19 protein-coding genes are annotated in these 26,439 nt (G+C 71.1%); 4 read left to right on the forward strand and 15 right to left on the reverse strand.

Going from position 1 to position 26,439, the window contains the following annotated elements:
* Positions 1–123: 123 nt before the first annotated feature.
* The 3 genes from AB5J56_RS10810 to AB5J56_RS10820 are packed head-to-tail and all read left to right on the forward strand — an operon-like array spanning position 124 to position 5,180.
* Entirely contained in the window at positions 124–1,065 is a 942-nt protein-coding gene (locus AB5J56_RS10810) for an ABC transporter ATP-binding protein (RefSeq protein ID WP_369232416.1), read from the forward strand.
* Positions 1,062–2,411 carry an ABC transporter permease gene (locus AB5J56_RS10815; protein WP_369232418.1) on the forward strand — a complete coding sequence of 450 codons (1,350 nt, stop codon included), beginning with the start codon at positions 1,062–1,064 and terminating at the stop codon, positions 2,409–2,411. Before AB5J56_RS10810 ends, AB5J56_RS10815 begins: the two co-directional genes overlap by 4 nt.
* A gap of 12 nt (positions 2,412–2,423) precedes the next feature.
* Positions 2,424–5,180, forward strand: coding sequence for an alkaline phosphatase family protein (locus AB5J56_RS10820; RefSeq protein ID WP_369232420.1), 2,757 nt, complete (start codon positions 2,424–2,426; stop codon positions 5,178–5,180).
* A 63-nt stretch (positions 5,181–5,243) separates the two neighbouring features.
* On the opposite strand, the gene AB5J56_RS10825 is transcribed toward AB5J56_RS10820, so the two are convergent.
* Entirely contained in the window at positions 5,244–7,706 is a 2,463-nt protein-coding gene (locus AB5J56_RS10825) for a SpoIIE family protein phosphatase (RefSeq protein WP_369232422.1), read from the reverse strand.
* Between the two features lie 139 nt (positions 7,707–7,845).
* On the opposite strand from AB5J56_RS10825, the gene AB5J56_RS10830 reads away from it, so the two are divergent.
* Positions 7,846–9,912 (forward strand): SpoIIE family protein phosphatase, encoded by a 2,067-nt coding sequence (locus AB5J56_RS10830; RefSeq protein ID WP_369232424.1) that lies wholly within the window; start codon positions 7,846–7,848, stop codon positions 9,910–9,912.
* A gap of 1 nt (position 9,913) precedes the next feature.
* Here AB5J56_RS10830 and AB5J56_RS10835 read toward each other — a convergent pair whose 3' ends face one another.
* The 14 genes from AB5J56_RS10835 to AB5J56_RS10900 form a co-directional block, all read right to left on the reverse strand.
* Positions 9,914–11,641 carry a hypothetical protein gene (locus tag AB5J56_RS10835; RefSeq protein WP_369232426.1) on the reverse strand — a complete coding sequence of 576 codons (1,728 nt, stop codon included), beginning with the start codon at positions 11,639–11,641 and terminating at the stop codon, positions 9,914–9,916.
* A 67-nt stretch (positions 11,642–11,708) separates the two neighbouring features.
* The gene (locus AB5J56_RS10840; protein WP_369232428.1) at positions 11,709–12,473 is read right to left on the reverse strand and encodes a hypothetical protein; all 765 of its coding nucleotides are present in this window, start codon (positions 12,471–12,473) and stop codon (positions 11,709–11,711) included.
* Complete coding sequence (locus AB5J56_RS10845; protein WP_369232430.1) at positions 12,460–12,720, reverse strand: hypothetical protein; 261 nt, start codon at positions 12,718–12,720, stop codon at positions 12,460–12,462. The genes AB5J56_RS10840 and AB5J56_RS10845 overlap by 14 nt, the downstream gene beginning before the upstream one ends.
* Before the next feature lie 65 nt (positions 12,721–12,785).
* Positions 12,786–13,562, reverse strand: coding sequence for a hypothetical protein (locus AB5J56_RS10850; protein WP_369232432.1), 777 nt, complete (start codon positions 13,560–13,562; stop codon positions 12,786–12,788).
* Positions 13,562–14,776, reverse strand: a complete 1,215-nt coding sequence (locus AB5J56_RS10855; RefSeq protein ID WP_369232434.1) for an AAA family ATPase — start codon at positions 14,774–14,776, stop codon at positions 13,562–13,564. Before AB5J56_RS10855 ends, AB5J56_RS10850 begins: the two co-directional genes overlap by 1 nt.
* Entirely contained in the window at positions 14,773–16,896 is a 2,124-nt protein-coding gene (locus tag AB5J56_RS10860) for a 26S protease regulatory subunit (protein WP_369232436.1), read from the reverse strand. The genes AB5J56_RS10855 and AB5J56_RS10860 overlap by 4 nt, the downstream gene beginning before the upstream one ends.
* A gap of 11 nt (positions 16,897–16,907) precedes the next feature.
* Positions 16,908–17,876: a hypothetical protein gene (locus AB5J56_RS10865; protein WP_369232438.1), complete on the reverse strand. Its 969-nt coding sequence runs from the start codon at positions 17,874–17,876 to the stop codon at positions 16,908–16,910.
* Complete coding sequence (locus tag AB5J56_RS10870; protein ID WP_369232440.1) at positions 17,873–18,889, reverse strand: JAB N-terminal domain-containing protein; 1,017 nt, start codon at positions 18,887–18,889, stop codon at positions 17,873–17,875. The genes AB5J56_RS10865 and AB5J56_RS10870 overlap by 4 nt, the downstream gene beginning before the upstream one ends.
* Positions 18,886–20,373, reverse strand: coding sequence for an effector-associated domain EAD1-containing protein (locus AB5J56_RS10875; protein ID WP_369232442.1), 1,488 nt, complete (start codon positions 20,371–20,373; stop codon positions 18,886–18,888). Before AB5J56_RS10875 ends, AB5J56_RS10870 begins: the two co-directional genes overlap by 4 nt.
* Entirely contained in the window at positions 20,370–21,482 is a 1,113-nt protein-coding gene (locus AB5J56_RS10880; RefSeq protein ID WP_369232444.1) for a ThiF family adenylyltransferase, read from the reverse strand. The genes AB5J56_RS10875 and AB5J56_RS10880 overlap by 4 nt, the downstream gene beginning before the upstream one ends.
* Positions 21,479–22,126: a hypothetical protein gene (locus AB5J56_RS10885; RefSeq protein WP_369232446.1), complete on the reverse strand. Its 648-nt coding sequence runs from the start codon at positions 22,124–22,126 to the stop codon at positions 21,479–21,481. Before AB5J56_RS10885 ends, AB5J56_RS10880 begins: the two co-directional genes overlap by 4 nt.
* Positions 22,117–22,326 (reverse strand): radical SAM-modified peptide, FtsH ternary system-associated, encoded by a 210-nt coding sequence (locus tag AB5J56_RS10890; protein ID WP_369232448.1) that lies wholly within the window; start codon positions 22,324–22,326, stop codon positions 22,117–22,119. Before AB5J56_RS10890 ends, AB5J56_RS10885 begins: the two co-directional genes overlap by 10 nt.
* Positions 22,319–23,365 (reverse strand): radical SAM protein, encoded by a 1,047-nt coding sequence (locus AB5J56_RS10895; RefSeq protein ID WP_369232450.1) that lies wholly within the window; start codon positions 23,363–23,365, stop codon positions 22,319–22,321. The genes AB5J56_RS10890 and AB5J56_RS10895 overlap by 8 nt, the downstream gene beginning before the upstream one ends.
* A complete protein-coding gene (locus AB5J56_RS10900) occupies positions 23,362–26,415 on the reverse strand; it encodes a WD40 repeat domain-containing protein (protein WP_369242487.1) in 3,054 nt (1,017 codons plus the stop codon). The genes AB5J56_RS10895 and AB5J56_RS10900 overlap by 4 nt, the downstream gene beginning before the upstream one ends.
* Positions 26,416–26,439: the final 24 nt, after the last annotated feature.

Consider the following 26,439-nt stretch of genomic DNA (forward strand, 5'->3'; position numbering starts at 1 on the left):
CGACCGCTGCGTGCACCCGGACTTGCCGATGACTTGACGATCCGTTCCATGGACGTTCAACCGAGTGTCCATGCCAAGGCTGTGTGTTGTCCCTAGGTTTCCTGAGGCTGGAAAGAAGGGACTATGGACACACTCCTCGCAGTCCGCGCCCGTGGGATCACCAAGTGCTTCGGCGACGTCGTCGCGCTCGACGGCGTCGACCTCGATGTGACGCAGGGTCAGATCCACGGCCTGGTCGGACCGAACGGCGCCGGCAAGACGACGCTGCTCGGTCTGCTGCTGGGTCTGGCCGTCGCCGACAGCGGGGGCCTTCAGATCCTGGGTACGCGGGTCGGACGGGCGCTCACCGCTCCCGACGGTGTCGCCGGCTTCGTGGACGGCCCTGGTCTCTACCCCTCGCTCACGGCCAGGCAGAACCTCGCCGCACTGGCCGCCCTGCGCGCAGGCGACGCGCGGACGGCGGGGATCGACGACGTGCTCGACCAGGTCGGGCTCACCGATGTCGCCGACGACCGGACCCGCGGCTTCTCCCTCGGCATGCGTCAACGGCTCGGGCTCGCCGCCGCCCTGCTCACCAGACCCCGGCTGCTCGTGCTCGACGAGCCCTCCAACGGTCTCGACCCGGCCGGCAAGAGACACGTACACGGTGTGCTCACCCGGCTCGCCGCCGACGGAACCGGTGTCGTGCTCTCCAGCCACCGTATGGACGACCTCGAAGCACTGTGCTCCGAGGTCACCATCCTCGCCACCGGCCGGGTCGTCTTCTCCGGTCCGCTGAACAAACTGGCCGCCGAGAACCGTGAACTCGACTACCGGATACGGACTTCCGACCCGGGGGCCGCGCGCCGGCTGACCGCCGACACGGCCGGCGTCCGGATCGTGGACGACTCCGTCGTACGGCAGGACGCCGAAGTCCTCGTCGTACGCGCGATGACGCCCGCCCTCGACGAACTGGTCGCGGCGCTCGTGCGATCGGGCATCGCGGTGCGCGAGCTCGCCCCCGTGGTGTCACCCCTGGAGGCCGCGTTCCTCGCCCTCACCGACCAGCAGGAGGCCGGTCGATGACCGCGACCGTCACCGATGACAGCGTTGCCGTCGCCCGCCCCGTCTCCGTCGCGCGCGGCTACCGCTTCGAGCTGGTCAAGCTGGTCTCGCAGTGGCGCGTACGCCTGTTGGTGCTCGCCTGTTGGATCGCGCCCGCACTGTTCGTCGCCGGGGTGGGCCAGCAGAGCACGCTCCCCTCGGACACGCTCTTCGGCCGCTGGATGCACGCCACGGGGTGGGCGGGACCGCTGGTGATGCTCGGTTTCGCGGGCACCTGGGCGCTTCCCCTGCTGACCTCGCTGGTCGCCGGTGACGTGTTCTCCGCCGAGGACCGGCTCGGCACCTGGCGCCATCTGCTGGTGGCGGTCCGGTCGACCAGGCGGATCTTCGTGGCGAAGTCGCTGGCCGGCCTCACCGTCATCGTGCTGCTGGTGGCCGGGCTGGCCGTGTCCAGCGCGGTCGGCGGGCTGGTGTCGGTCGGCAACCAGCCGCTGGTCGGTCTCGACGGTCACCTGCTGGCGCCTTCCGATGCCGCTGGGAGGGTGCTCCTCGCCTGGGTCTGCGCCCTCGCCCCGACGCTGGCCCTCGCCGCGATCGGGCTCCTCGGTTCGGTGGCTCTGGGGCGCTCGCCGATGGGGCTGCTGCTGCCGCCGCTCGTCGCGCTCGCGATGCAGGTCGCCCAGATGCTGCCGCTGCCCGTCGCCGTACGACTCGCCCTGCCCGGTTACGCCTTCATCGCCTGGAACGGCCTGTTCACCAGCCCGGCTCAGCTCGCCCCGCTCCTGATCGGCATCGCGGTCAGCCTGGTGTGGGCGGTGCTCGCGACCGCGCTGGCATATCTGCTGTTCGTGCGGCGCGACTTCACCAATCCCGCCTACGACGGTTCCGGGCGCCGCGCGTTCACTCTCGGACTGCTGCCGCTGGCCGGACTGACCGCCGTCACCGTCGCGGTGGTCGCCGTGGCGACCCCGTCGACGGGCTCCGGAATCGCGCAGGACAAGGTCCAGCGGTCGGTCGCCACGGCCTTCGCCCACCTCTATCGCCTGCAGACGCGGCAGCTCCACCGCCCCGCCGTCACCGAGGCGCAGCTGCGGGTCGCGGCGGCGTGCACCAAGAGCGCGGGCCAGGCCGTCCAGGAGGGGGCGGGCAACGACTGGCGTTGCGTCGTGACGTGGCATCTCCCCGGCGTCCCGGTCGCCGGGACGGCCATCTATCAGCTCGACATCACCTCGGACGGGCGGTTCGTGGCCGATGGCGACGGTCCGAAGGAAGTCAACGGCTACTTCCTGGTGCGGACTTCGACCGGTGACGCCCCGAATCCGCTGTGGCAGTTCGACGGCAACGTCGAATTGCTCGACACCCACTGAAGGGACAGTTCCGTGCAGGTAACGCGCCAGCGTCGGATCAACGAAAAGAACCAGGTCGACTTCTTCGGCAGACGCGTCGGCCGCCGGGCCCTGCTGGTGACGGCCGGCGTCGCGGTCGCCCTCGGCGTCACGGGCACCGCGGTCGCCTCGACGTGGCAGTTCGGCAGTCAGCAGGTCGCCCAGGAGACCCCAAACGGCCAGGTCATCTCCAGCGACCAGTACATCAAGCCGTACGGCAGCCGCACCGTCATCAACGACGGCAAGATCATGTCATCGACGGTCAGCCCCGACGGCACCCACCTCGCGGCCACGGTCGCCGACGGTGACGCATCGCTGGTGATCATGGACCTCGCGACCGGTCAGGTGAAGCAGAAGGTCGGCACCAACGCGGCGGACGACCTGCGCATCAAGAGCGGTTCCGTCGGCCAGGAGGGCCCGAGCTACTCGCCCGACGGTTCGCAGCTGTGGCTGGGCCAGACCGACGGCTACACCAAGTTCACCGTGGGCGCGGACGGCACGCTGTCCAGCCCGGTGACCGTCCCGATCCCGGCCGACGGCACCAAGCACGCGCTCGTGGGCGCTGCGGTGTTCTCGGCCGACGGCTCCACCGTGTACTCCGCGGTCAACGGCCAGAACCGGGTGGTCGCCATCGACACGGCGACCGGAACCATCAAGCAGAGCTGGGCTGTCGGCAACGCCCCGCGCGGCATCGCGATGGTCGGCGACAAGCTGTACGTCAGCAACGAGGGCGGGCGCCCGGCCAAGGCGGGCGAGAGCACCATCAACTCCTACGGCACCCAGGTGCCGGCCGACCCGGACACCGGCGCCACCACCACCGGCACCGTCAGCGTCATCGACACGGCGGACCCGTCCGCCGCCGTCGGCAGCATCGACGTAGGACTGCACCCGACCGCGGTGTACGCCAAGAAGGGCGCGGTGTTCGTCACCAACACCGCCGACAACAACGTGTCGGTCATCAACACCGCGGGCGACAAGGTCGTACAGACCATCGCCACCCAGCCGTGGCCGGAGGCGAAGGTCGGCTACGAGCCCGACGCGGTGACCCTCACCGACGACGGACACCTGCTGGTGACGCTCGGCCGCGCCAACGCCGTCGCCGTCTACCGCTACAAGTCCCCGCAGGAGCCCGCCAGTTACGTGGGCCTGCTGCCGACCGACTACTTCCCCTCCGAGATCACAGCCGTCGGCAAGAACATCGTCGTCTCAAACACCCGCGGCATCGACGCCCGGCGCCCCACCGCCGCCGCCGGCCACGGCACCCACGACACGACGTCGAGCCTGACGCAGTTCACGCTGCCCGACGACAGCGTCATCAGGAAGCAGACAGCCAAGGTCTTCCAGCAGAACGGCTGGACCCCCGGCTCGGTCCTGACCTCCAAGGGCAGGAGCAAGGTGCCCCCGCTGCCCGTCCCGGTGCGGCTCGGCGACCCCTCAACGATCAAGCACGTCTTCCTGCTCGTCAAGGAGAACCGGACCTACGACCAGGTCTTCGGCGATCTGCCCCAGGGCAACGGCGACTCCGCGCTCACCACGTTCGGCGAGAACGTGACGCCCAACCAGCACGTCCTGGCCGAGCAGTTCGGGCTGTACGACAACTTCTACGACGTCGGCACGAACTCCGCGGAGGGCCACAACTGGCTGATGCAGTCGGACAACCCGGAGTACACCGAGTCCTCGGCCGGTGAGTACCAGCGCAGCTACGACACCGAGAACGACGCCCTCGGCCACCAGAAGTCCGGCTTCATCTGGAGCGGTGCGCAGGCGGTCGGCAGGTCGGTCAAGGACTTCGGTGAATTCCAGTCGCTGGAGAGCAAGCCGGCCGGCGCGAACTGGCAGAACCTGTACTGCGACTCCAAGAACATGGCCGCGACCGGGGCGGGAACCCAGTACCCCATCCAGACCGGCTCGGCGATCCCCTCGCTCAACAACGTGTCGGTGCAGGGCTTCCCGATGTTCGACCTCGACGTCCCGGACATCTACAAGTACGAGATCTGGAAGCAGGACTTCGAGAAGAACGGTCCGGCGAACCTGAACATGTTCTGGTTCTCCAACGACCACACCGGCGGTCCGGCCAACGCCGCCGCCGAGGTCGCGGACAACGACCTCGCGGTCGGCCGCATGGCCGACAAGATCTCGCACAGCAAGTACTGGAAGGACTCGGCGATCTTCGTCGTCGAGGACGACTCCCAGAACGGCCTCGACCACGTGGACGGCCACCGCGCCCCGGTCCAGATCATCAGCCCCTGGGCCAAGCACGGCACCGTCGACAGCCACTACTACTCGCAGATCACGATGATGCGGACCATCGAGCAGATCCTCGGGATCCACCCGATGAACCAGAAGGACAGCGCGGCCACCCCGATGTACGGCGCGTTCTCCCTGAAGCCGGACAACACCCCGTTCACGGCGGTGCCCAACCGCACCTCCCTGACCCTCGGCGTGAACCCGCAGCCCTCCTGCGGCTCGGACACCCCGGCCGCCCAGAACGCCGACGCGGCGCCCGCGCCCACCTCCGCCGCGATCCCGGAGGCCAAACAGCAGCTCGCGGCCCAGTGGCGGACCTGGGCCTCCCACCAGCGGCTGACCGGCCCGCACGCCGTACCCGACTACGCCAACGCCGAGCAGATGAACCGCTACACCTGGTACCAGACCCACAACTGGACCAAGCCGTACCCCGGCGACAAGAAGGTCTACACGCCGAACGACGTACCCGGCGCCTACCTCCCCTCGCCGGAGTCCGACGGCTGACGCGGGCCGACCCCATCGTGGGCGCCCGGCCGGAATCACCGCCGGCCGGGCGCCCACGCCTGTTCACGGAAGCTCCTGCTCGGCCCAGATGATCTTTCCGTGCGACGTGTACCGGGCACCCCAGCGATGGGTGAGCTGGGCCACCAGGAAGAGGCCGCGGCCACCTTCGTCCATGCTGCGGGCGTGCCTCAGGCGCGGGGCCGTACTGCTGGCGTCGGAGACCTCGCAGGTCAGGCGGGAGTCGCGCAGGAGTCGTAGGCGAATGGGCGGGGTGGCGTGGCGAATCGCGTTGGTGACCAGTTCGCTCACGACGAGTTCCGTCGTCATGGACAGTGCCTCCAGGCCCCACGCTTCCACCTGGCGGGTCGCCCGGGCACGGACATCGGCGACGGCTGCGGGGTCCGCGGGCACGTCCCACGAGACGACGTGGTCGGCGCCCAGGGCGTGGGTGCGCGTCAACAGCAGGGCGATGTCGTCGGGTTGAGGCACGGGCACGAGCTGCTGCACCGCCGACGTGCACAGCGCTTCGAGGCTGGAGTCGGACCGGGACAGCACCTCGCCGAGTCGGGACATGCCCAGCTCCATGTCGCCCTCGGCCCCTTCGATGAGGCCGTCGGTGTAGAGCCCGAAGAGGCTGTTCTCGGCGAGCTCGATCTCGGCGGCCTCGAACGCCATCCCGCCCAGGCCGAGCGGAGGCCCGGCCGGGGGCTCCGGGAAGGAGACGTGTCCGTCCGGGGCGACGACGACAGGGGGCGGATGCCCAGCGCGGGCCATCGTGCAGCGCCTGGTGACCGGATCGTAGACGGCGTACAGGCAGGTTGCCCCGAGGAAGGCGGTCCTGCACTCGTCGGCGCCCTCGTCCTCGGGCACCTCCTCGCTCAACCGGAGCACGAGGTCGTCGAGGTGGGCCAGAAGTTCGTCGGGGGGCATCTCCATGTCGGCGAGGGTCTGCACCGCGGTGCGCAGGCGGCCCATGGTCGCCGCCGCGCCGATGCCGTGGCCGACCACGTCGCCGACGACGAGGCCCACCCGGGCGCCGGACAGCGGGATCACGTCGAACCAGTCACCGCCGACTCCGCCCGTCGCGTCAGCCGGCAGGTAGGAGGAGGCGACGTCCAGCGCGGTTCCGCCGGTCAGCGCGTGGGGCAGCAGGCTGTGCTGAAGGGTGACCGCTGCCGTGTGTTCGCGGGTGTAGCGGCGGGCGTTGTCGACGCACAGCGCGGCGCGCGCCACCAGTTCCCGGGCCAGCAGGACGTCGTCGGGCTGGAACGAGGCGGTGTTGAGCGAGCGCATGAACGTGGTGAGGCCCAGGGCGGTGTTCCGCGCCCGCATCGGCACGGAGATGAGGGAGTGCAGTCCGAACTCGCGGATGCGTTCCGTTCGCGCGGGCTGATCAGTGACCCACACGTCGTCGGTCGGGTCGAGGACCGGGATGAGGATCGGTTCGCCCTTGACGAGCTGGTCCAGCCCGTGCGGCGGGGGAAGGAAGTCCACCCGTTCGCCGATCCGCGCAACAGCCTCCGGGCAGCCCTCGCGCACCGAGCTCATTCCGGCGCGGCGCATCACCGGCCTGGCGGGCGCCGGTCCCGCGTCGGTCAGCCACGTGCCGTGCCCCTCGGCGCTGAGGACGGGCTCCAGGAGGTCGACGAGGACGAAGTCGGCGAAGCGGGGAACCGCGAAGTCGGCCAGCTCCTGGGCCGTCCGGAGCACGTCGAGCGTACTGCCGATGCCGGCCCCGGCTTCGTTGACCAGGGACAGCAGCCGGCGGGCGTTCCACCGCTCGGTGACGTCCTGGACCATGTAGCAGACACCGGTGACGGAGTTGTCGGCGTCCACCAGGGGGAAGAAGGAGGTGGAGTAGGCGCGTTGGCGGTGCGGGTCGGCCCAACTCCATCCCGTGTACTCGTAGTCGGTCACCGGCGTCCCGGTCGCCAGCACCTTGCGCATCAGTCCCTCGATGGTCTCCGCCTGCAGCCCGGGCAGCAGATCGCTCAGCCGACGGCCCAGCCGCTGCTCACGGGGCACACCGCCGAAGCGTTCCAGGGTGTCGTTCAGCCACACGTAGCGCAGTTGCAGATCCATGACCGCCATGCCGACCGGCGAGCGGGTCAGGAAGCCGTCGAGGACGGACTGTCCCACCGTCCACTGCTGCCGCTGCTCCCGTCCCGAGATCAGAAAACACTCGTCCTCGCCGATCCGGAAGGACGCGGAGACGCGCAGCTCGACCTCGATGCTGCGGCCGTCGCGGTGCCGTACGGGAATGAGACCGCTCCACCCCATTCCGGCGCGGCACCGCTCCGCGATGCCCGCCACCCGTGCGGGATCCCCGGACATCGCCAGCAGCGGAGCGGCGGAGCGGCGGACGACCTCCGCCGCGCGGTGGCCGAGAAGCGCTTCGGCGGCCCGGGTCCAGCCGATCACGACGCCGTGCGCGGACACCACGGCTGCCGCGTCGCTCGACGCGTCGAAGAGATCGCGCGGTCCGACAGGCGGGGGCGCATCGGAACCGTTATGTACAGAATCCATTGGTCCCATCCTCTACACGAACCATGGTGCTGCTTGTCCGCCCGATGTGCACGGTCCCGGCCCGAGGGCCGCCGGGGGACCGCCCGGCTGGGCAAGGCGGGGAGCCGGGGGCAGCATGGATGAGTGAGGAGGATGTGGGATGACGCCCGATTCCTTGCACGCCGACGGTGACGAGTACGGCGCCGGGCCGCCCCGGCCGACCGGCCTGCTCGATGTGCTGAGCGTGGCCGCGGTGGTCCTGGACGCCGGCGGACGCATCGTGTTCTGGACCCCGCAGGCCGAGGAACTCTTCGGCTACTCCGCGCAGGAGGCCCTCGGCGAATACGCGGCGCGACTGTTCGTCCACCCAGAGCAGCTGCAATCCGTGGTGAGCCTGTTCGCGGAGGTACTGACGACCGGCCGGAGCTGGGCCGGCGCCTTCCCCATCCTGCACAAGGACGGCAGCAGCCGCCTGATGGAGTTCCGCAACATGCGGCTGACGGACGACCTGGGGGACGTCTATGCCTTGGGTATCGCGGCCGACCACGCCCTGCTCCAGCGCGTCGAGACCGATCTGGCCCTGTGCGAGCGGCTGATCAACCAGTCCCCGATCGGTCTGGCCCTGCTCGACCCCGAACTGCGGTATCTCCTGGTCAACCCGGCACTGGAGCGTATCGACGGCATCCCCGCCGAGGACCACATCGGCCGGCATCTGCGGGAGACCCTGCCCTTCCCCGACGTCGACACCGTCGAGTCCGCGCTGCATCAGGTGCTCACCACCGGCACGCCGCTGCTCGACCAGTACCACGTAGGCCGTCCCCCGGCCGACCCCGAACACGAGCACGCCTGGTCCCTGTCCTTCTACCGGCTCGAGGACCCCGGAGGGCGGATCCTGGGCGCGGCCACCTCGGTCGTCGACGTCACCGAACGGCACCGTGCGGCGAGCGAGGCCGACCGGGCCCGAAGGCGCCTGGCCCTCATCGCGGACGCCTCCACCCGCGTCGGCACCACGCTGGAGGTGGAGCAGACCGCCCACGAACTGGCCGACATCGCCACTCCCGAGCTCGCCGACGTGGTCGCGGTGGACCTCCTCGACTCCGCCCTGGCCTGCCGCCGTACCCGCAGGCCGGACAACGGGCCGGAGCTGTTTCGCGCCCTCGCGCTCAAAGCGGCGCACCCCACTCCGGCCCTGCGCGCCGCCGACCCTCCCGGTGACCTCGCCGCGTACGACGGCGACCGCCTTGTCACGCTGTGCGTCCACACCGGCCGGCCGGTCCTGGTCCGTCATGTCGGCGAGCACGATCTGCGACGCATCGCCCGTGACGCCGACGCCGGCGCGCTGCTGGCCCAGGCCGGCGTGCACTCGTATCTGGCCGTGCCGTTGATCGCCCACGGCGAGGTGCTCGGCGCCCTCGACCTCAAGCGCACCCGCAACCCGCTCCCGTTCGACGAGGACGACGTCGTCCTGGCCAGTGAGCTGGCCAGCCGCGCCGCCGTGGCCATCGACAACGCCCGCTGGTTCCAGAGCGTGCGCAACACCGCCCTCACTCTCCAGCGCAGCCTGCTGCCCGACCACCCGGTGCACCAGACCGGCCTGGAGCTCGCCTCCCGCTATCAGCCCGCCCAGGCCACCAGCGAGGTCGGCGGCGACTGGTACGACGTCATCCCCCTGACCGACGACAAGACCGCCCTGGTCGTCGGCGACGTCATGGGCAACGGCATCGACGCCGCCGCCACCATGGGCAGGCTGCGCACCGCCACCTGCGCCTACGCGGACCTCGACCTGGTGCCCGAAGCCGTGCTCCAGCACCTGGACAAGATCACCTGCGATCTGGAGCACTACATCGTGACCTGCCTCTACGCCGTCTACGACCCGCACACGAGGCAGTGCCGCATCGCCAACGCGGGACACATGCCGCCCGCGCTGGCCCGCCCCGGCCAGGCACCCGTCCTGCTCGACCTGCCCACCGGAGCCCCGCTCGGCGTCGGCGGCGTCGTCTTCGAGACCAGCACGGTCGAACTCGGCCCCGGCGACCTGCTGGTCCTGTACACGGACGGCCTGGTCGAGACGCGGCACCATCCCATCGACGACCGCCTGAACGTCCTCCTCAGCTTCCTCGACGAACCCCACCGGCCCCTCGAGGAAACCTGCGACCTCCTGCTGTACGGCCTGCGCCACCCCGAGGACCACGACGACGTGGCCCTCCTGATCGCCCGGACGCTGTAGGTCAGCGCGGGAGGGTGTCCTGCTGCGCGGCACGCTCCAGGAGGCGGGCCGCGCCCAAGGGGTTGTGGTTGCGCAGGTGGAGGTCGGCCGCGTACTCGAGGTCGCCGGCGAGCTCCGCGTCGTAGGCGTCGTCGCGCCAGGTTCTCGGCAGGCCGGGACCAGGGCGGCGCAGGATGCGGTCCAGTGCGCGGGGCGGGGCGGGGGGCTTCGTCCTCTCCGGGGTCAGCAGGTCGGCCACGATGGACAGTCCGTCCGCCGCCTCGGCCGGCAGTTGTACGTCCACTTCGGGGAGGGGACCGGCCCAGATGTCCCACACCGGTCGCCGTAGCGTCAGGTCGAAGACGAGGGTCGACTGCGGCTGCAGGACGACCGCCGTGGCGGCGTCCGCGTGGAAGAGCCGCTTCCGGGCGGTGGGCGGCAGCAGTGGCTGCGTCCGGTGTCCCAGCGGCAGAAAGAGAGTGCCCGGCCCCAGGCAGTACAACGACTCCCCCACCGGCAGCTGTTCGAGCACGCCGCCCGGCGCCGTGAGCAGAAACCGGTCACGTCCCTCGGTCAGCAGCGCGGCGTCGGCGAGGGGACGTCCCTGAAGCAGCGCGGGCAGCAGCGCGCAGTCGTCGGCGTCCAGCAGTACGGCGTCGACGGCCGCCCGAGGGGTACGCGCACGGACGACGGTCACCGGCGTCGGGGCCGGCGCGAGCGCGGCCTCCTCCCCGCCGACCAGCTCCGTCGTGACATTCGTCAGCGGACAGTCCTCGGAGCGCGTCACCAGCGCCGCGCCGTCGCAGAAGTCGCCGAGCGCTCGCAGCCGCGCGCACCCGTGGACGCTGTCCGCCAGCAGCCAGACCCCGCTCCCGGCCAGCGCCTCCAGCCGGCGGTCGGCCAGCGGGGAGCTCCTGCGGTGCTGCATCAGGAGGGAATCCCCGCTGCGACGGCACACCAGGGTGAAGGGGTCCCGTTCCAGTGCCATGACGAGGGAGCCCGGAAGCACCGCCTCGCCCTCCGCAGTGAGCCGTACCTCGTAGGTGACGACCGGGGTCTCAGGTGCGGAGGGTTCGGAGAAGAGCGGCGTCAGGGACACGGTCCGGAACCTCACGTACAGCCCCAGATCCAGTGCCCGTCGCACCACCGTGGGCACCTGCGGACCGGGCAGGAACAGTACGGCCTCCCGCAGCGGAACGGGTGCGACGGTGCGCAGCCCGGCGGCACGGATCAGATCCATCAGCTGTACGGCGACCAGGGCGTCCAGTGGTACGGCCCGACCGGACGGCGCGGTGCGCGTCGGCGGCGCGCCCCATCCCCGGTCGCGCACCAGGACGCCGGCCACCTCGACGTGCACGCGGCCGCCGGTCGCGGCGCTCATCTCCCGTACGGCTTCGAGGGAGAGGTCGGCCATCACCCACCAGCCGCGCCCGTCGGGCTCCCGGAAGCAGCGCACGCCCGCGCCCCGGTCGTCGCCCGGCAGCTGTCCGGCGTAGGCCAGCGCGGCGGAGGCCGTACGGAACCAACTCGCGGCGCGGGCTTCGGGGTTGGGCGGTTGCACCGGCACCGGTATCCGGGGAGGCGGCGGCTCCACCGCACGCAGCCGGGGTCGGGGCAGGGCTGGAGGCAGGGGCGGCATCCCGCCGTCGACGGGCTGGATGCCTCCGGTGGGCGGGCGCTGGTGCCGTCCGCCGTCCCCCGGGGGCTGCCCCGGCGGCTGGGGCTGCGAGCCCCTTCTGCGACGTGCCATGGATCATCCTGGATCGAGAGTCGGCGTTCGGTCTGTTGGTCCTTGACGCGGGTTCTTCGGCGTGGGGTCAGGGGTGGAGCGGAGGCGGCCGTTCGGAGGGCGTCACCCCCCGTCTCATGGAGTGCACGAGCCAAACGGCGTCGGCGACCTCGCTCCAGCTCTGCGAGACGGGGACATCCACGTGCCGTTGCTCCGGTGACGGGATCGACAGTTCCACGCCGAGGACGCGACGCGCCCACTCCTGCCAGCGCTGGGCCGCGCCCAGCCGGTGCCCTCGCACCGATGCCGCGAACAGCACCGCCACCTGGTCGAAGCGCCCCGCGCACTCGGCGACCGCCACGGCCCACTCCTCGACGAAAGGGTCGTAGGGAGCCGCCGCGTCGGCCAGCGCGGCCCTCGCCTGGCGAAGTACCGGCAGAACGTCCCGGTGGCCGCCGCCCTCGGCGAGTTCACAGCGGGCCAGGATCAATCTGCCCCGCAGGTCAGGGCGGAGCACGTCCTCGAACCTGGCAATCTCGTCGGAGGGCGAGGCTGCTCTGAGGAGATTGCGGACCCGCTCGAGCCCATACCTGCCGCGCCAAGTCGGCGGCAGCACCGTCGCCTTCGCCGTCACCGGGTCCGCCAGATGATGAGCCAGGATCCATGCCGCCATCACAGGCACCTCGGCCCGCCGGTACTCCTCCACCGCCTCGGCGTACTCCCCCATCCCCACGAGCAGGTCGGCCGCCGCCCGGGACGCCCCGCCCTCCCGATAGCAGCGCACGGCGTCGATCGGCAGCCCGGCCCTCTCGTAGAGCTGGGCGGCCCGGACGTAAAGCTCAGGCCTGGTCACGGAGTTGCTCCCGTGGCGGGGTGGTCGTCGACCGGTCCTCGGGGGCGCGGACGGCCGCGGGTTCCGCTCCGGGGTGGACCTCCTCGACCAGGGCGCCGTTCTCCACCACGCGGGCCACGTCGAGCGCGGCCTGGTGGTGGCGGGCGTCATGGTCGGCGAGGGCAGGGCCCTCGCGCAGATCGTCGACCTGGAAGAGCTCGACCTCCCCGGTGTCGGCGCGATAGCGGAACTTGATCCGGACTCGCATGACGCTCTCCTGAACTGACCCCTCGGACGGACCTGATCCCCGGACGGACTGAATCCCCTGCTGAACTAGATCCTCAGATCGAACTCGATCTCCAGCGTGCCGTCGGTCTCGCTGACGTTCAGCCGCTCGGCGCCCCGTGAACGGGCGTAGGCGAGCAGCGCGTCCCGGTAGGCCTCGGCCAGCGCCCGGTGCAGCAGGTTGCGCCCCTCGACCCCCACGGAGAGGAGCAACTCCTCTGCAGCGGCCCGCAGTTCACCGGCGCGGGCCTCGGCCGCCGCCGAGAAGGCACGGTCCGCGCGGGCCGCGGCCTGCTCGTCGAGCGCACCGCTCTCGCGCTCCTCGGCCTGGCGGCGTTCCTCGTCCATGCGCGCGCGGCGCGCGGCGTCGAAGGCGCGCTCCAGGTCCTCCTCGGCTTCCTGCGCGGCGTCCTCCTCGGTGCGGCCGCCCCAGTTGTCGTCGTAGTAGGTGCCGACGCCCTCGGCTTCGATCGTGTCGTTGACCTCCGCGCGGACGACCGTGGCGGCCTCGCCCGTCGCGGTGACGGTCGTGACCACGCGCGCGGTGATCTCCAGCTCCCGGGTGGCGGGGTCGTAGGCGAGGGAGCCGCCGTGCAGGGCGTGGCGGAAGACCCCGTCCTCGTCCTGCTCCCAGCCCGGCGTACGGTCGAGCACCGCGGGCAGCGCGGCGAGCGCCGGGATGCCGACGGTGTCGCCGAGCGGTTCGCGGATCCTGGCCTCGCCGTGGGTCTCCGCGGTGCGTGTGATCCGGCGGCGGATCTCCTGTTCCCAGGCGTGGGCGAGTTCACGGGTGGCGCGGACACGGACGCGGCGTGGATTGCACATCAGTGGAGCCCTTCGTCGCCGTACATCTCGCGGAACAGTTCGACGGTCGTGCGCTGTTCGCGCTGCACGGTGCGCAGCGCTTCCTGTTCTTCGGGGTGGTCTCGGCGCAGTTCCGAGGCGAGCCGTTGGATCTGGCGCATCAGTTCGTGGAGCTGTTCGCGCGAGTCGGCCTGGTCGCGGCGGGCCACGAACTCCTGGAGGTCGACCTGGAGGATCTCGAACAGTTCACGGATGCGGCTCCTGGACTCCTGGACCGGGACTCCGTGGTCGGCGACGATCCGCCGGATCGACGGCTCGTCCCGTGGGTCGGTCCACAGGTTGACGAGGCGCGCGAGGTCGGCGGGCCCCGCGCTGCCGCGTCCGGCGAGCAGGGCGGAGGCGGCGAAGACCTTCTGGGCCCGGACGGCGCGCCGGTCGGAGAAGGCGATGCCCTCGGCGCGGAAGCCCTGGAGGATGCGGGTGTAGGTGCCGCGGATCTCCGACACGTCGATGTCGGCCACCGCCCGTTGAAGGGTGTGCAGGTCGCCGGGGGCGATGCTGACCAGGTTGCGGTCGTGGTCCGTCAGCGGGCTGTTCCCGTCGTCGTCCCAGCCGCGGGCGATGCGTTCGCGCTCGCCCTGCCAGCCGAGCGCCAGGACCTCCTCGACCTCGTCGTCGGCGACGTAGTCCAGGTTGCAGCGCAGCAGGAAGCGGTCACTGAAGGCGTCGAGGACCGGATCGGCGGGGATTTCGTTGGACGAGCCGACCAGGGTGACGAGAGGGGTGCGGATGACGGTCCGGCCGGTGTGGAAGGTGCGCTCGTTGATCAGGGTGAGCAGGGTGTTGAGGATCGCGGAGCTGCCCTGGAAGACCTCGTCGAGGAAGGCCACGCGCGCTTGCGGGAGCATGCCTTCGGTGTTGACCTCGTAGATGCTCTGCTTCTGGAACAGCTCCACGTTGAGGGGGCCGAACAGCTCTGCGGGCTCGGTGAAGCGGGTCAGCAGGTAGCTGAACGGCTGGGTGTCGAGGACTTGGCAGAACCGGTCGAGGAGCCGTGTCTTGGCCGTGCCGGGCGGCCCGATGACCAGGATGTGCTCCTGGCAGAGGGCGGCGAGCCCGAGCAGGTCGACGACTTCGTCGCGGCCGACGAAGTCCTGCTTGACCTCCTTGAGCCGGTTGGCATAGCCCAGCGCGAGCAGGCGTACGGCGGTGTCGAGGCCTGTGTCCGTGGTCACGATGCCGTCTCCTCACTGCGCGGAGTGTCCTCGGGTGCGCTGTCGCCGGGCACGTCCTCTTCGACCTGTACGGCGCCGACGGACGGCGTGCCGGGGGTGGTTCCCCGGCGGCGGGTGACGAGGAGGGAGAGCGCGGGGCGCGTGCCTTCGGGCGGGCGTCCGATCGGCTGGGCCTTGTCGAGTTCGCGCAGCTGCCGTGCCCGGCGCAGCTGGCCGATGAGTTCGCCGAGCCGCCGTGCGTCCGGCACCCGCAGGCCCGGGCCGACGAGTTGGTCGGCGCGGGCGTCGCGGAAGAGCGAGCGGATCTCGTCACCGTTCATGCCTTCGGTGGCCCGGGCGATGGCGTCCAGGAGTGCCCCCGTGGTGCGGACCTCGAAGTGCCGGGCGTGCACGGCCGCGATGGCGCGGCGGGCCTCCTCGTCCGGCAGGTCGATCTTGACGGGCCGGAAGCGGCTGGGGCGCAGCAGGGCGTCGTCGATCAGGTCGATGCGGTTGGTGGTCCCGATGATGAGGACGGGCACGTCCGGGCGGAACCCGTCGAGTTCGGTGAGGAGTTGGGCCACGATGGCGTTGCCGGCCCGGCTGCCGCTGTCCTCGCGGCCGCTGCGGCGGGCGGCGATGGAGTCGAACTCGTCGAAGACCAGCACGGCGGGCGCGTTGCGCCGGGCCTCCGCGAACAGTTCGCGGATCTTGCGCTCGCTCTCGCCGAGGTACATGTCGGTGATCTCGGGGCCGGAGACGACCTGGATGGTGCCGCCCATCATGCTGGCGACCGCCTTGGCGAACAGGGTCTTACCGGTGCCGGGCGGTCCGTGGAAGATGAAGCCGCGGGGCACCAGGTCGTGCGCGAGCTGCGGGGAGAGGCCGTAACGGTCGGAGACGGCGCCGCCGATGATCTCGATGGCCCGCTTCAGCTCCTCCTTCACCCCGTGATAGCCGCCGATCTGGTCCAGCGGCACGTTGGGGATCTCGAAGGAGCTGGACGTTCGCACCTTGAACATCCGCAGCTCGTGCAGCAGATCACCGAACTGGGGCCGGCTCTGCTCCGGCTGCTGGCCCGCGTGCTGCTCCGGCTGCTGGCCCGCGTGCTGCCGGACGCGGTGCCGGCCGTGGGCGTAGTGCAGTGCGTGGCGCAGCCGTACGGGGTTCATGCCGGCCACGTGCTTGTAGAGCTCGACGGCCTCGAAGCCCTCGAACAGTCCGGCCTCGTCGCGGGTCACCAGGGCCTGCCCGATGGGGGCGGTGGTGCCGCCGGCGACGGGCACCAGCCGGGGCAGGATGTCCATGGCGAGGCGTACGTCGAAGCGGCTGGCCAGGACTTCGGGGATGACGAGCGAAGGGTCCGTGAAGGCGAGCAGCACCGCCCCGCTGCGCTCGTACACCACGTCCGTCAGCTCTCGGGCCTCCACGCTGAGTGCGGCGTCGCTGCCACCGGCCAGCAGGTCCAGGTGCGGAATGACGACGACGTCGCCGGGCTGCGCCTGAGCGACCTCGGTCTGCAGGGCCTTCATCAGGGCGCCCCGCCGGTCCGGGGACACCTGCCCCATCGCGTCCGCCGCGCCTGCGGCCTTACCCGTTGCCTGGACCATGCGCTGCGGATGCCCCGAGCGACCCGCGATCTCCCCGGCGAGATGTTCCACCAGCAGCTTCTCGCACCGCACCAGCACCGACAGACCGCTGGCGAGATAGGTGGCGGCCGTGTTGATGTCGACGTCGTGGGCGGCGAGGACCGCCTGCTTCTCGCTGAGCCGCTCGGGGTGCTCCGCGGCGGGCAGCGGGGGCTCCTCGTCCGGCGCGGACTCCGCGGGGGCCGCCTCGGCGGACACCGCGTCGGCGGGCGCGTCGCCCTGGGCGGACTCGCCGTCGGGGGCACCCAGGCCGGACACGGCGGTGCCGGGCACCAGGTACAGCGCGCGTCCCGGATCGGGGTCGTGCACCGTCCTGATCACGAGGTCGGCCACCCTGAGCTGCAGGTACTCGGCTCGGACCGGGTCGAGGGCAAGTGCCGGGTATTCGCCGAGAAGTTGACCCAGTGTCAGATCGGGCGCGTTGAGGCCGGCCATGAGATGGCGGGACTCGAACCCCTTGGGGTCGGCGGGCGCGAACGTGAGGGTGCGCATGCGGGGCGGAGTCATCGTGCACCTGCCCTGGTCAGACCGTAGGTGTGGACAAGGCGAAGGGCCTGCTCGTGTCCTGCGAGCAGGGGACGCACCCGGGCGAGATCGGTGCCGTTGCGCTGTTTCGTGGCGAGCGGCGCCCAGAACCGTGCCGTCGCCAGGGCAGAACCGTCCGCGGGCCCTTCCAGCATCAAGTCTCGGGCAGCCCGGCGCAGTTGCTCGTTCCAGTGGTCGCCGTGCCGCAGCCGGGCCGCGGTGCAGACGTCGAGGATCAGCTCGGGGTCGTGTTCGTCGAGCAGGGTGAGCAGTTCGGCCCGCCAGGTCAGTACCGCCGGGTCCGGGGACCATCGGCACAGGCCCGTGATGAGCAGTTCACGGCCCCGGGGGTGCCTCAGCAGCAGGGTGGCCGTGCCTCGTTCGGCCGCGGTCGCGCCCGCCCTGATCCTGCTGCGGCAGGGGCGGTGCAGCACGGCGGTGAGCGGCGAGCAGCGCAGCAGGGTGTCGGTGAGGGGCTCGGGCTCCTCATGAGGTGCGCCGAGGAGTTGGGCGTCGCCCACGGCCGGCGCGGACGCGTGCCGGCTGCGTGCATCGCTCGGCATGGGCAGCGCGACGACCGCCGGTGCCACCACGGCGTGCCGGGCGAGAACGTCGTACCAACGGGCCTTCTTCGGCGTGTTCGGGGTGGGGAAGCGCTGCTCGGCGGCCTCGGCGAGCCGCCGGGCCGGGTCCTGTTGCCCCCGGCCTCCGAGGGCGGCGGCCAGCAGGAGTGCGCCGAGGCCGACGCCGGGGTCCTGCTCGCCGAGGGGCGGGCGTCCGGCGCCGAGCCGGGCCGCGGTGGTGCGGGCGAGTTCGGCGAGCGCCGTCCGTACCGGCTCGGCCGGGTCGCGCAGGGCGGTGACGTCCCACAGCGGGCCCTGGGGCGGCTGGCCCTTCGGCTCGGCAGCCCAGGCCAGTACGCGCAGTGCGGTGGTCTCGGCGTTCATCGGTCGGCCACCCAGTACGGTGCCTGGGCCATCTTGCGGCCGTCGGCGCGGTAGAACCTCAGCATCCGGCCGCCGTCGGAGGCGATGTTGACCAGGGCCGCCACCTGCCAGGGCTGGTGGAAGGTCGAGGTGTGCAGGTCCACGTCGATGGACGACAGCCCGAGCGCGCTGGTGGCCCTGAAGAGATGGGTGTGGTACCAGCCCACCAGCTGTTCGTCCTGCCCGCGGGCGCCGAGGAGTTCGCTGATGCGCAGGAAGCTCTCCCCGGTGAAGGTGAAGTGGAACATGGAGGCCCCGGTGCGCTCGGCGCGCAGCGCGGCGCTCACCTTGACGAGGTGGCCGTCGGGGTTGTCCTCGTCACGGTAGACGTGGCCCGCGAGGAAGCCGCCCTCCTCGATCTCGGAGGAGAAGGGCAGTTCGCCGGTGAGGTCCCGCATCACCGAGGGGGCGACCACCACGGCGACCGGCGAGGCGTCCTCCGGCGACCTGGCCTGCTCGTGCCCCTCGACACCGAGGGTCGCCAGGCCGGCCCGGGGCGGGTCGGGCGCCTCGATCTCCTCGATGTGGAAGAGCCGGGGCCCGCGTGGACGGCCCGGGATGTCCACCCGGTTCACCATCTCCGGGGCGGGCCGGACCAGGGCGATCCGGTCGAGGCCGGGGCCGCGAACGCCGAAGCCCCAGTGGGTCTCCTCCTCCCCCCGCTCCAGCAGGAGTTCCTGCAACGGGCGGCCGATGACCTCCCGTACGGGGTGCGGGTGTTGGTAGAGGACACCGCCGTCCTGGAGGATGCGCACCTGGACGTAGCCGTGGCTGCTGCGCAGGTTGACCAGCGACGGCTGACCGGACAGCTTCTTGCGGTCGGCGACGGGAAGGAACAGGAGCTCGAAGCGGGTGCCCACGAGGGACTGTCCGATCAGCGGCTCGAAGACGCGGCGCAGCAGCGGAAGCATCGGGATGCGCCCCGCGCTCATGTAGTCGTCGCTGCGGAACAGCTCGACCTGGAGGGCCGTCATGGGCCCTCGACCGGTTCGATGACATTGGGGTACTCGCCGCGGCGGGGTGTGGCCCGGTGCTCGGGGGAGCCGCCGATCCGTGCGATCCGCTCCCTGCCCTCGTCGCTCTGGGCCCACCTCGCCGCGATCGGGTCGAAGTAGTTGGCGTGGGTGGCGAATTCACCGCGTGCGTCGATGGGGCCCGACTCCACCTCGATGCCGTAGTTGCGGTAGGCGGCGATGTCGATCAGCAGTCGGCAGACGTCGCCGAAGTCGAGTGAGGGCACATACGACTCGGCGATCGCGCCCAGGCAGACCGCGCCCCTGCTCTCGGGGTGCGCGCGGTACAGCTCGCATTCGTAGTTGGGGAACACGTTGGGGTGGAAGATGGGGGTCTCCCAGAAGACGTACGGCGCCGTCTCGGGGAAATCGGGGCCCAGTTGGACGAGCACCGCGTGCCGGGAGACCTGGACGGGTCCCCCACCGCCTCCTGCCGGAGGTCCGAAGCCGGGGTGTTCGAAGTGCAGTTCGTACTCCGTGGGCAGCGTCGTCGAGTTGACCCGGACCTCGAAGTCCGGGTTCTGCTCGGCGAAGTCGACGATCTGGTTGCGCACGCGGTACAGCGCGTCCTGCCGCTCCAGCGGGTTGACCGCGCCCGCCGTCGCCTCGAAGCCGACGTGCATCCGGTCCCCGTCCTGGACACCTTCCTCGTCCAGCGTGTTGTCGGGGTTCATCCGGCGCCGCTTGCCTCCCGGCCCCTCGTGGTCGATGACGGTGGGCACGCTGGTGTCCATCCCGGCGCCGTACTGCTCGACGACCTGGGCCGCGACGTTTCCGACCGTCTGGGCGGCCGGGGCGTCGGTGATGCGCCACTGGCGCCCGTCGGGCCCCTGGACGTAGAGGAGGTTCAAGAGATAGTCGGGCCTTCCGGGCGGCACGACGGTCCAGCCGAGGTCGGTGCGTTCCAGATCGCGGCGCAGCGGCCCGGGTTGGGTCGCGGAGACCTGGTACGAGACGGCGTGCGGGGTGGACCACACCTCGCGCGGCTGCTGGCCGGCCTGCTCCAGGATGCGCAGGGCTGCCTCGCGTTCCTCCTCGTTCTCCGCCCGGACGATGACATGGCAGGTCTCCGGGGCGTTCTCCGCCACGGCTCCCTCGTCCTCGTCCTCGGGGGTTGCGTCCACGAGGCCGTGGCGTTCGGCGAGTTCGAGGAGGTCGGGGTGGGTGCCGTACGTCTGACGGGCGGTTTCAAGCATCAGGCGGAACGTCGTGGGAACGCCGGCGTCGATCTGGAAGAAGACCTCGTTCCAGAAGTTGACCGGGCTGGTGAACCCGGGGACCTGACCCGCAGGGAAGCCGATGTTGTCCAGCAGCAGTCGGGCCGAGTCCATGTCGCGGTAGATGCCGGCGATCGCCCTGAGGAGTGTGCCCCGTTCCTGGGGAGTGATCGCAATGTCCTGGACCGGCTGCCGGGCGGCCTGCGGACGCCGTGGCGGCTGATTCATTTCTCCAGCCGTCGCCATGCGTAGCCCCCCTCCGGCCGGCGTACGGCCAAGATGTCCTCCGGAGCCACGCCGAGTGCGCTCAGCCGTGTGCCCGGATCCGCCACCCGCAGTCGCTGGCTGAACCTGGGCCTCACCAGGACACCGCAGTTCGGGCATGACGGAGTATCAATATCCGTTTGTGCGGCGCTTGTTCGCCCTATTTCAGGATAGTGGCCGCATGCGGGGCAGGGACCGGGAACGATGAACTCGGACCACGTCAGAGGGTCATCGTCGGGGTCCAGCCGAGCGAGCAGTTCGGCCACGGTGGCCCGGCAGGAGACGGGCAGGGCACGCACCGGCCCCTCCAGCGGGCGGTGGTGCGGGCAGCCGGGATCGCGCCGGACGCTCACCGGTCCGCTGAGCCCGGTGAGCGCGTCGACCCTGAGCAGGGTGTAGGCGGGCGGGTCGGCGAAGAGGGCGCGCAGCGCCGCCAGGGTCATCCACGAGGCGATCAGAGCGGTGGAGGCGATCGAGGAGGCCGCAGGCGCCGCGGCGACGAGGTCACGGCAGCTCCAGGGCTGGTCGCCGACAGCCCGCTCCGCGGCCGAGAGCGAACAGCCGTAGCAGGGCTCGTCGTTGCGCTGCCGTAGCCGTACCTCACCGCCCCAGGGCTGGGTGCCTCCGTCGATCAGTACGGCGTCCACCAGGGCGCAGCGGCCCAGCAGGCGGAGCCTGGACCGCCGGGAGTCGAGGCAGCCGAGCACCACGTCCGCGTCGGCGAGTTCACCGAGGCCGACACCGGTGGCCAGGTCCGCTGTCCGGGGCTCGACGCGGATGCCGGGGTTCAGGCGGCGCAGCGCCCGGGCCGCCGCCTCGGCCTTGGGCCGGCCCACGTCGTCGTCGCTCACCAGGACCGTACGGCTGAGGTTGGAGGACTCGACCGTGTCGGGGTCGCAGAGGATCAGCCGCCCGAGGCCGGCCAGTGCCAGGTTCTTGGCCACCTCGTTGCCCAGCGCGCCGACTCCGGCCACGACGACGGTCGCCGCCTCGAGGCGTTCCTGGCTCCAGCCCGGGATGAGGCGCTGGCGGCCGAAGCGGTCCCGCGCGATGTCCATGGCGTGCACGGTCACGACGGGCGGCTCCTCACCTTGGCGAGCGTCACCGGGCAGACCGTGACCCGCCCGGCGGGACGCCAGCGTTCCCAGCAGGAGAGCCCGGCGGCCGGGTCCCGGTGGACGGCCGCCCCGCAGGCCGCCCGCTCGGGTTGGCAGGGGCACACGACGACGTACTCCCCCGCCCGGAAGGTGTGCCCGCAGTAGAGGCAGACCGGCGCGGGCAGGCCCGTCGCCGGGTTCGGCAGCCGCCAGTCACCGAGCGGGATCCGGGTCACCGGGACCTGCGGCGGCCAGGCGTCGAGGAGTCCTTCCGACAGGGCGGCCGTCTCCAAGTCTCCCTGCCTGGCCGCGGATTCGGCGTCCTTCTCCTCCAGCACCGCGCAGTCCAGGGCCAGGTCGAGATGTCTGACGGTGCGTACTTCGCGGTCGATCCGCACCCGGTCCCCGCGCCGGAAGCTGTGGCCGCAGGTCTGGCACAGCCGGTGATTCCACCACGAGGACGGGCCGGTCACGACGTCACCGTCCGGGCCTGCCCCGTCGTCGGCGGGTCGCGGGTCGAGTCCGTCTTCTATGCCGAGCAGCAGGTCGGCTTCTTCGCCGCCCTCGTCCATGTGCGCGTTGTCGGTGTTCCGGCTGCTGCCGGTTTCGGCTAGCCGCACAGCATCTGGTCCATCTCGGGCAGGCCCAGCGCGGCGAGTACGGCCTCCACGGCGGCGGGCCGCATTCCGTCACCCAGGATCTCGATGCCGGACTCGGTCACCGTCACCCGCACCCTTACCAGATCACCGTCCGGATGGTCCTCGTACTCCCCCGCGTCGATCAGATCGGGCAGCGCCTCGACAAAGACATGTTCAGTCAACGTCCGTCCCCCAGCAGCCGGGTACCGGATGAGCGCATCCTGGGCACTCCCCCGATACGACCTCGTTCGTCAGTGTGCTCCACAGCCCGCGCCGCACGAGAGCCTTCGCGCAGACCGGGCATGTGGTTGTTCGCCCGTCCTCTCCCAGAGCGCGCTCGACGTACACGTAGTGCAGTCCGGCCTCCTTGCCGAGGTCGCGTCCGGCCCGGAGTCTCGCGGGAGGAGTCGGAGCGGCGGACGCCATCCTGAAGTCGGGCGTGAAGCGCAGCAGATGCCAGGGCAGCCCCGGGTCCACCGCGGCCAGTCGCCTTGCGATGACGGCGAGTTGGGCCGGGTCGTCGCTGACCCCGGGGATCAGCGGGGTGCTGACCTCCACCCAGACGCCGGCCTCCCGGAAGAGCTCCACCGCCTCCAGGACCGGGCCCAACGGCGCCCCGGTGAGGCCGAGATGGGCCGTGTCGTCGGCCGCCTTGATGTCGATGTTGACCGCCAGCAGTGCGGGGGCGACGAGCCGGATCGCGCGCCGGGTCAGGAATCCGTTGCTCTTCCACACGATCGGCACGCCCAGCGGTGCCGCCTGCTCGGCGAGCGCCAGCGTCAGTTCGGGGGCGAGCCCGGGTTCCGCGTAGGAGAGACCGAGAGCGGCCCCCTCCTCGGCCGCTCGCGCCACCAGCGCGGCCGGGTCGGCCGGGTCGCCCCGCCAGGGGGAGCCGTCGGCGCGGCCGTACTGGGAGAGCCGGTGATTGATGCAGTAGTCGCAGCGGAACGTGCAGCCGGGGCTCGCGATCGTCAGAATCCGCGAGCCGGGACGCACGTGGTAGAAGGGCTTGCGTTCGACCGCGTCGAGATGGACAGCGGCAGCGGTGAACGTGGCCGTCTCCAGCGCGCCTTCGTGGTTGCGGCGCACCTGGCACGCACCGGTCCGCCCCTCGGCGAGGTCGCACCGGAAGGGGCAGAGCGTGCAGCGCACCCGTCCCTCGCCGGACGGTTCACCGAACAACGCGGGTCGCCACGAGGGTTCCTGACGGACTGTAGTCACGACACCTGCCCTTCGGTGTCCGCGAGCAGCGCTCGTACGGTCGACACGAGTTGCCGTGCGGGCGGGGAAGGCGGCAGGAAGTGGTGCCGCCCGTTCGAGAGGCCTTCCGCGGGCGGCTCACCGGGATGGTGCGTGGCCAACAGCCGCAGCCACGGGGCGTGCTCGGGGCGCGGTGCGTGCTGGTGGGCGAGCAGGACGACGGGGAGGCCCTCGGCTCTTGCTGTGTCCAGCGCCATGGCCAGGGTCTCCTCCGGCGAGTACAGCGTGCGCGAGGTCCACAGCTCCATCAGCTGCGCCGGACCGGTCAGCTCCACCACGCGGTCCGGCCTGCCGGCCGTCACCAGCAGCGGACGCTCGCCCTGCTGCCAGAGCGAGGTGGTGATCAGATGCCCGACCAGTCTCAGCAGGCTCTCCACACCACCGAAGGTGGGCGGGGTCGTGTCCAGGACGAGTGTCACCGGCTGCGGGCGCGGCGGGACGAAGGCGGAGTGCTGGCGGTACAGCAGCTCGTGGGTGAGCCGACGCAACGTCAGAATCTCGGACGGCAAGGCAAGTTGGGTCTGCAGAAGCTGGTCGGGCAGTCCGTGGCGGCTGACTCCGATCGCCCCGGGTACATGGGTGGCCACTCCGACGTGCGTGGTCACCTTGCTCTGTTCCAGCGAGGCCGCGGCAAGCAGTTTCAGCCCCTGCGCGTCGAGCAGCGGCAGATCCGATTCGCGCCCGATCAGCCGCAGGATCAGGCCCGGATCGGCGGCGGCGACCTCCGGCCCCAGCACGGTGAGCATCCCCACGGTGCGCTCGCCGACCCGGTCGGCCGCCGCCGTCAACGCGTCGACCTCGGGCCCGGGTTGCCGCTCCGCTCCGGTGGCGGCGGGTGAAACCGCGGTGAACGCCGCGTGCCACTGGGCGGGCCCGGTCCCTTCCGGGGGCACCCACATCTCCCCGCAGTCGGCATCCACGAGCAGCAGCCCGGCGAGCGCGACCCTGGCCCGCGCGGGCCAGTCCAGCTCCCGCAACCGGCGGACCCCCGCATGTTCCCGCAGCACCGCCCGCCGCTCGTCGTGCAGACCTCCGGAGCGTGTGGTGGCCGTGAGCGTGAGGGTGTCCTCCAGCAGGCCCAAGGGGCGCCACATGCCGGCCTGTCCGAGCGCGAAGAGGCCGGGCATGGCGGCGCTTCGGATGGAGGGGAGGACGGTGCGGGTCCGCATTACAGGCGCCCGATCCGCACCCCGGACAGGGGGGTCGATCCGGAGTTCGTACGTCGCCCATCCTCGGCTTCCGCCGACCGCGAGCCAGACCCTGTTCGAAGAGTCGGCGGCGAGTGCGATGGAGGCCACCCAGCCGCAGTCGGTGTCCACCACAAAAGGGCCGCGCAGATCGGGGAAGTCCCAGAGCATCACCCTTCCGTTCACGAGACCGGCGGCGAGGAGTTTACGGCCGTCGGAGAGGGACACCCAGTGGACCGCTCGCACTTGCGCGTCGATCCCCACCCTGGTCTCGATCCAGCCCTCCTCGTCCTCCGATGCCCAGAGGTACAGATGATGTGTGTCTCCGGCGGCCAGGACCGTCCGGCCGTCATTGCTGACGGTGAAAGCCATCCCGCACACAGCACTCGCGGTGGAACATTCGGCCAGGAGCCGGCCGTCGGCCACATCCCAGATCCGCACACGGGCGCCTCCTCCCGCGCAGGCCGCTGCCACGAGGGTTCGCCCCTCGCTCGTGTCGCCGAGCGCGACCGCGGTGACGGGGGCGCCGACCAACTCGAAAGCTTTCGGCAGTGAACTCTCACGCTGAGTGATGTCCCACACCTGGGCGTACCTCCCCCCGGAACCCGCTGCGAGGAGCGTGCCCTGCGTGGTCTCAGCACAAGCAAGGCATCTGACATCGCGAAGAAACGAATCGAGCACGTATGGTCCTGGCGCTCCGCTCGCACCGGGATCCCACAATTCGATGTCCCCAGCACGCCCGATCACGTGCCGTACTGTCCCATCGGCAGACCATGCGATGGCCGCGTAAAGATCGGCCTCGTCCTGCCGCACGGCGGACAGCCGAGGAGACGTCACGGGGTGCGCGTCCCAGGCGACTGCTTGGGTCCGCTCCCCGCTCCTGGCCCCCAACGCGGCGGTCACGTCGAAGAGGGCACCCTCCGGCGCGGCCCGCCCTTCCTGCCGCAAGGCCCTCCAGCGCACCTCCAACAAATGCACATGTGTGTCGCCGCAGCCGGCCGCCAGCATGGCGCTGTCCGGCCCGGGAGACGCCCACCGGACGACACCCACTTCCTCGGGCAGGACGAAATCCGCGAGGCACATCTGGGTGTCCACGTCCCAGATCCGGACCACCCTGTCCCTGCCGCTGCTGGCCAGCAGGAGTCCACCGTCCGGAAGCGCCAGCCAGGACACGGCCGCCGCTCCCCCGTCGTGTGATTCGATATCCATGACGGACGCGCCGTTGAGGACGTCCCAGACCGAAACCCGGCCCGTTCCTTCGCTCATGTCCGCAGTCTGGGCCACCGCCACGAGCAACCTGCCGTCCGCAGACACCAGATCCGTGGAGGTGACGAGGTTCCGCGCATTGGGGCGGCGCAGGTTCAGCTCCCGTGCATCGGGCCAGGCCGCGGTGTCGAGAATCCGGACAACGCCGTTTTCGTCCCCGGCGGCCACGAGGGCACTCCCACTCGGCAGACGAAGGCAGCTGAGGGCGAACAACTCCGATTCGAACTGGAACACCCGCTCAAGCTCCCCGGTGCGCGCGTTCCACGACGAGACCGTCCTCTCGGCGCCACCGGCCACCACCGACCTCTCGTCGCCGTCCCCGACGAACACCACGCCGAGGATTCGCCCGGAGTGGCTACGAATGGAGTTCAGCAGAACATCCTCGTCGACGTCCCGGATGTTGATGAGCCCGTCCAGGCCGACGCTCACCACGCACAGGTGACCGGTGTCTGGGGCGACGTATGCGTCCAGGTCATAGATGCACTTGTTGAGCAGCTTGCCGTCGCCGTCCTCCGGCCTCGGCCCCCAGTCCGTGGCACCGGCGTCATGCTCGAACACGGCGAGCTGGATCCCGGTAATCGG

It is taken from the genome of Streptomyces sp. R21, assembly GCF_041051975.1.
GTDB lineage: Bacteria > Actinomycetota > Actinomycetes > Streptomycetales > Streptomycetaceae > Streptomyces.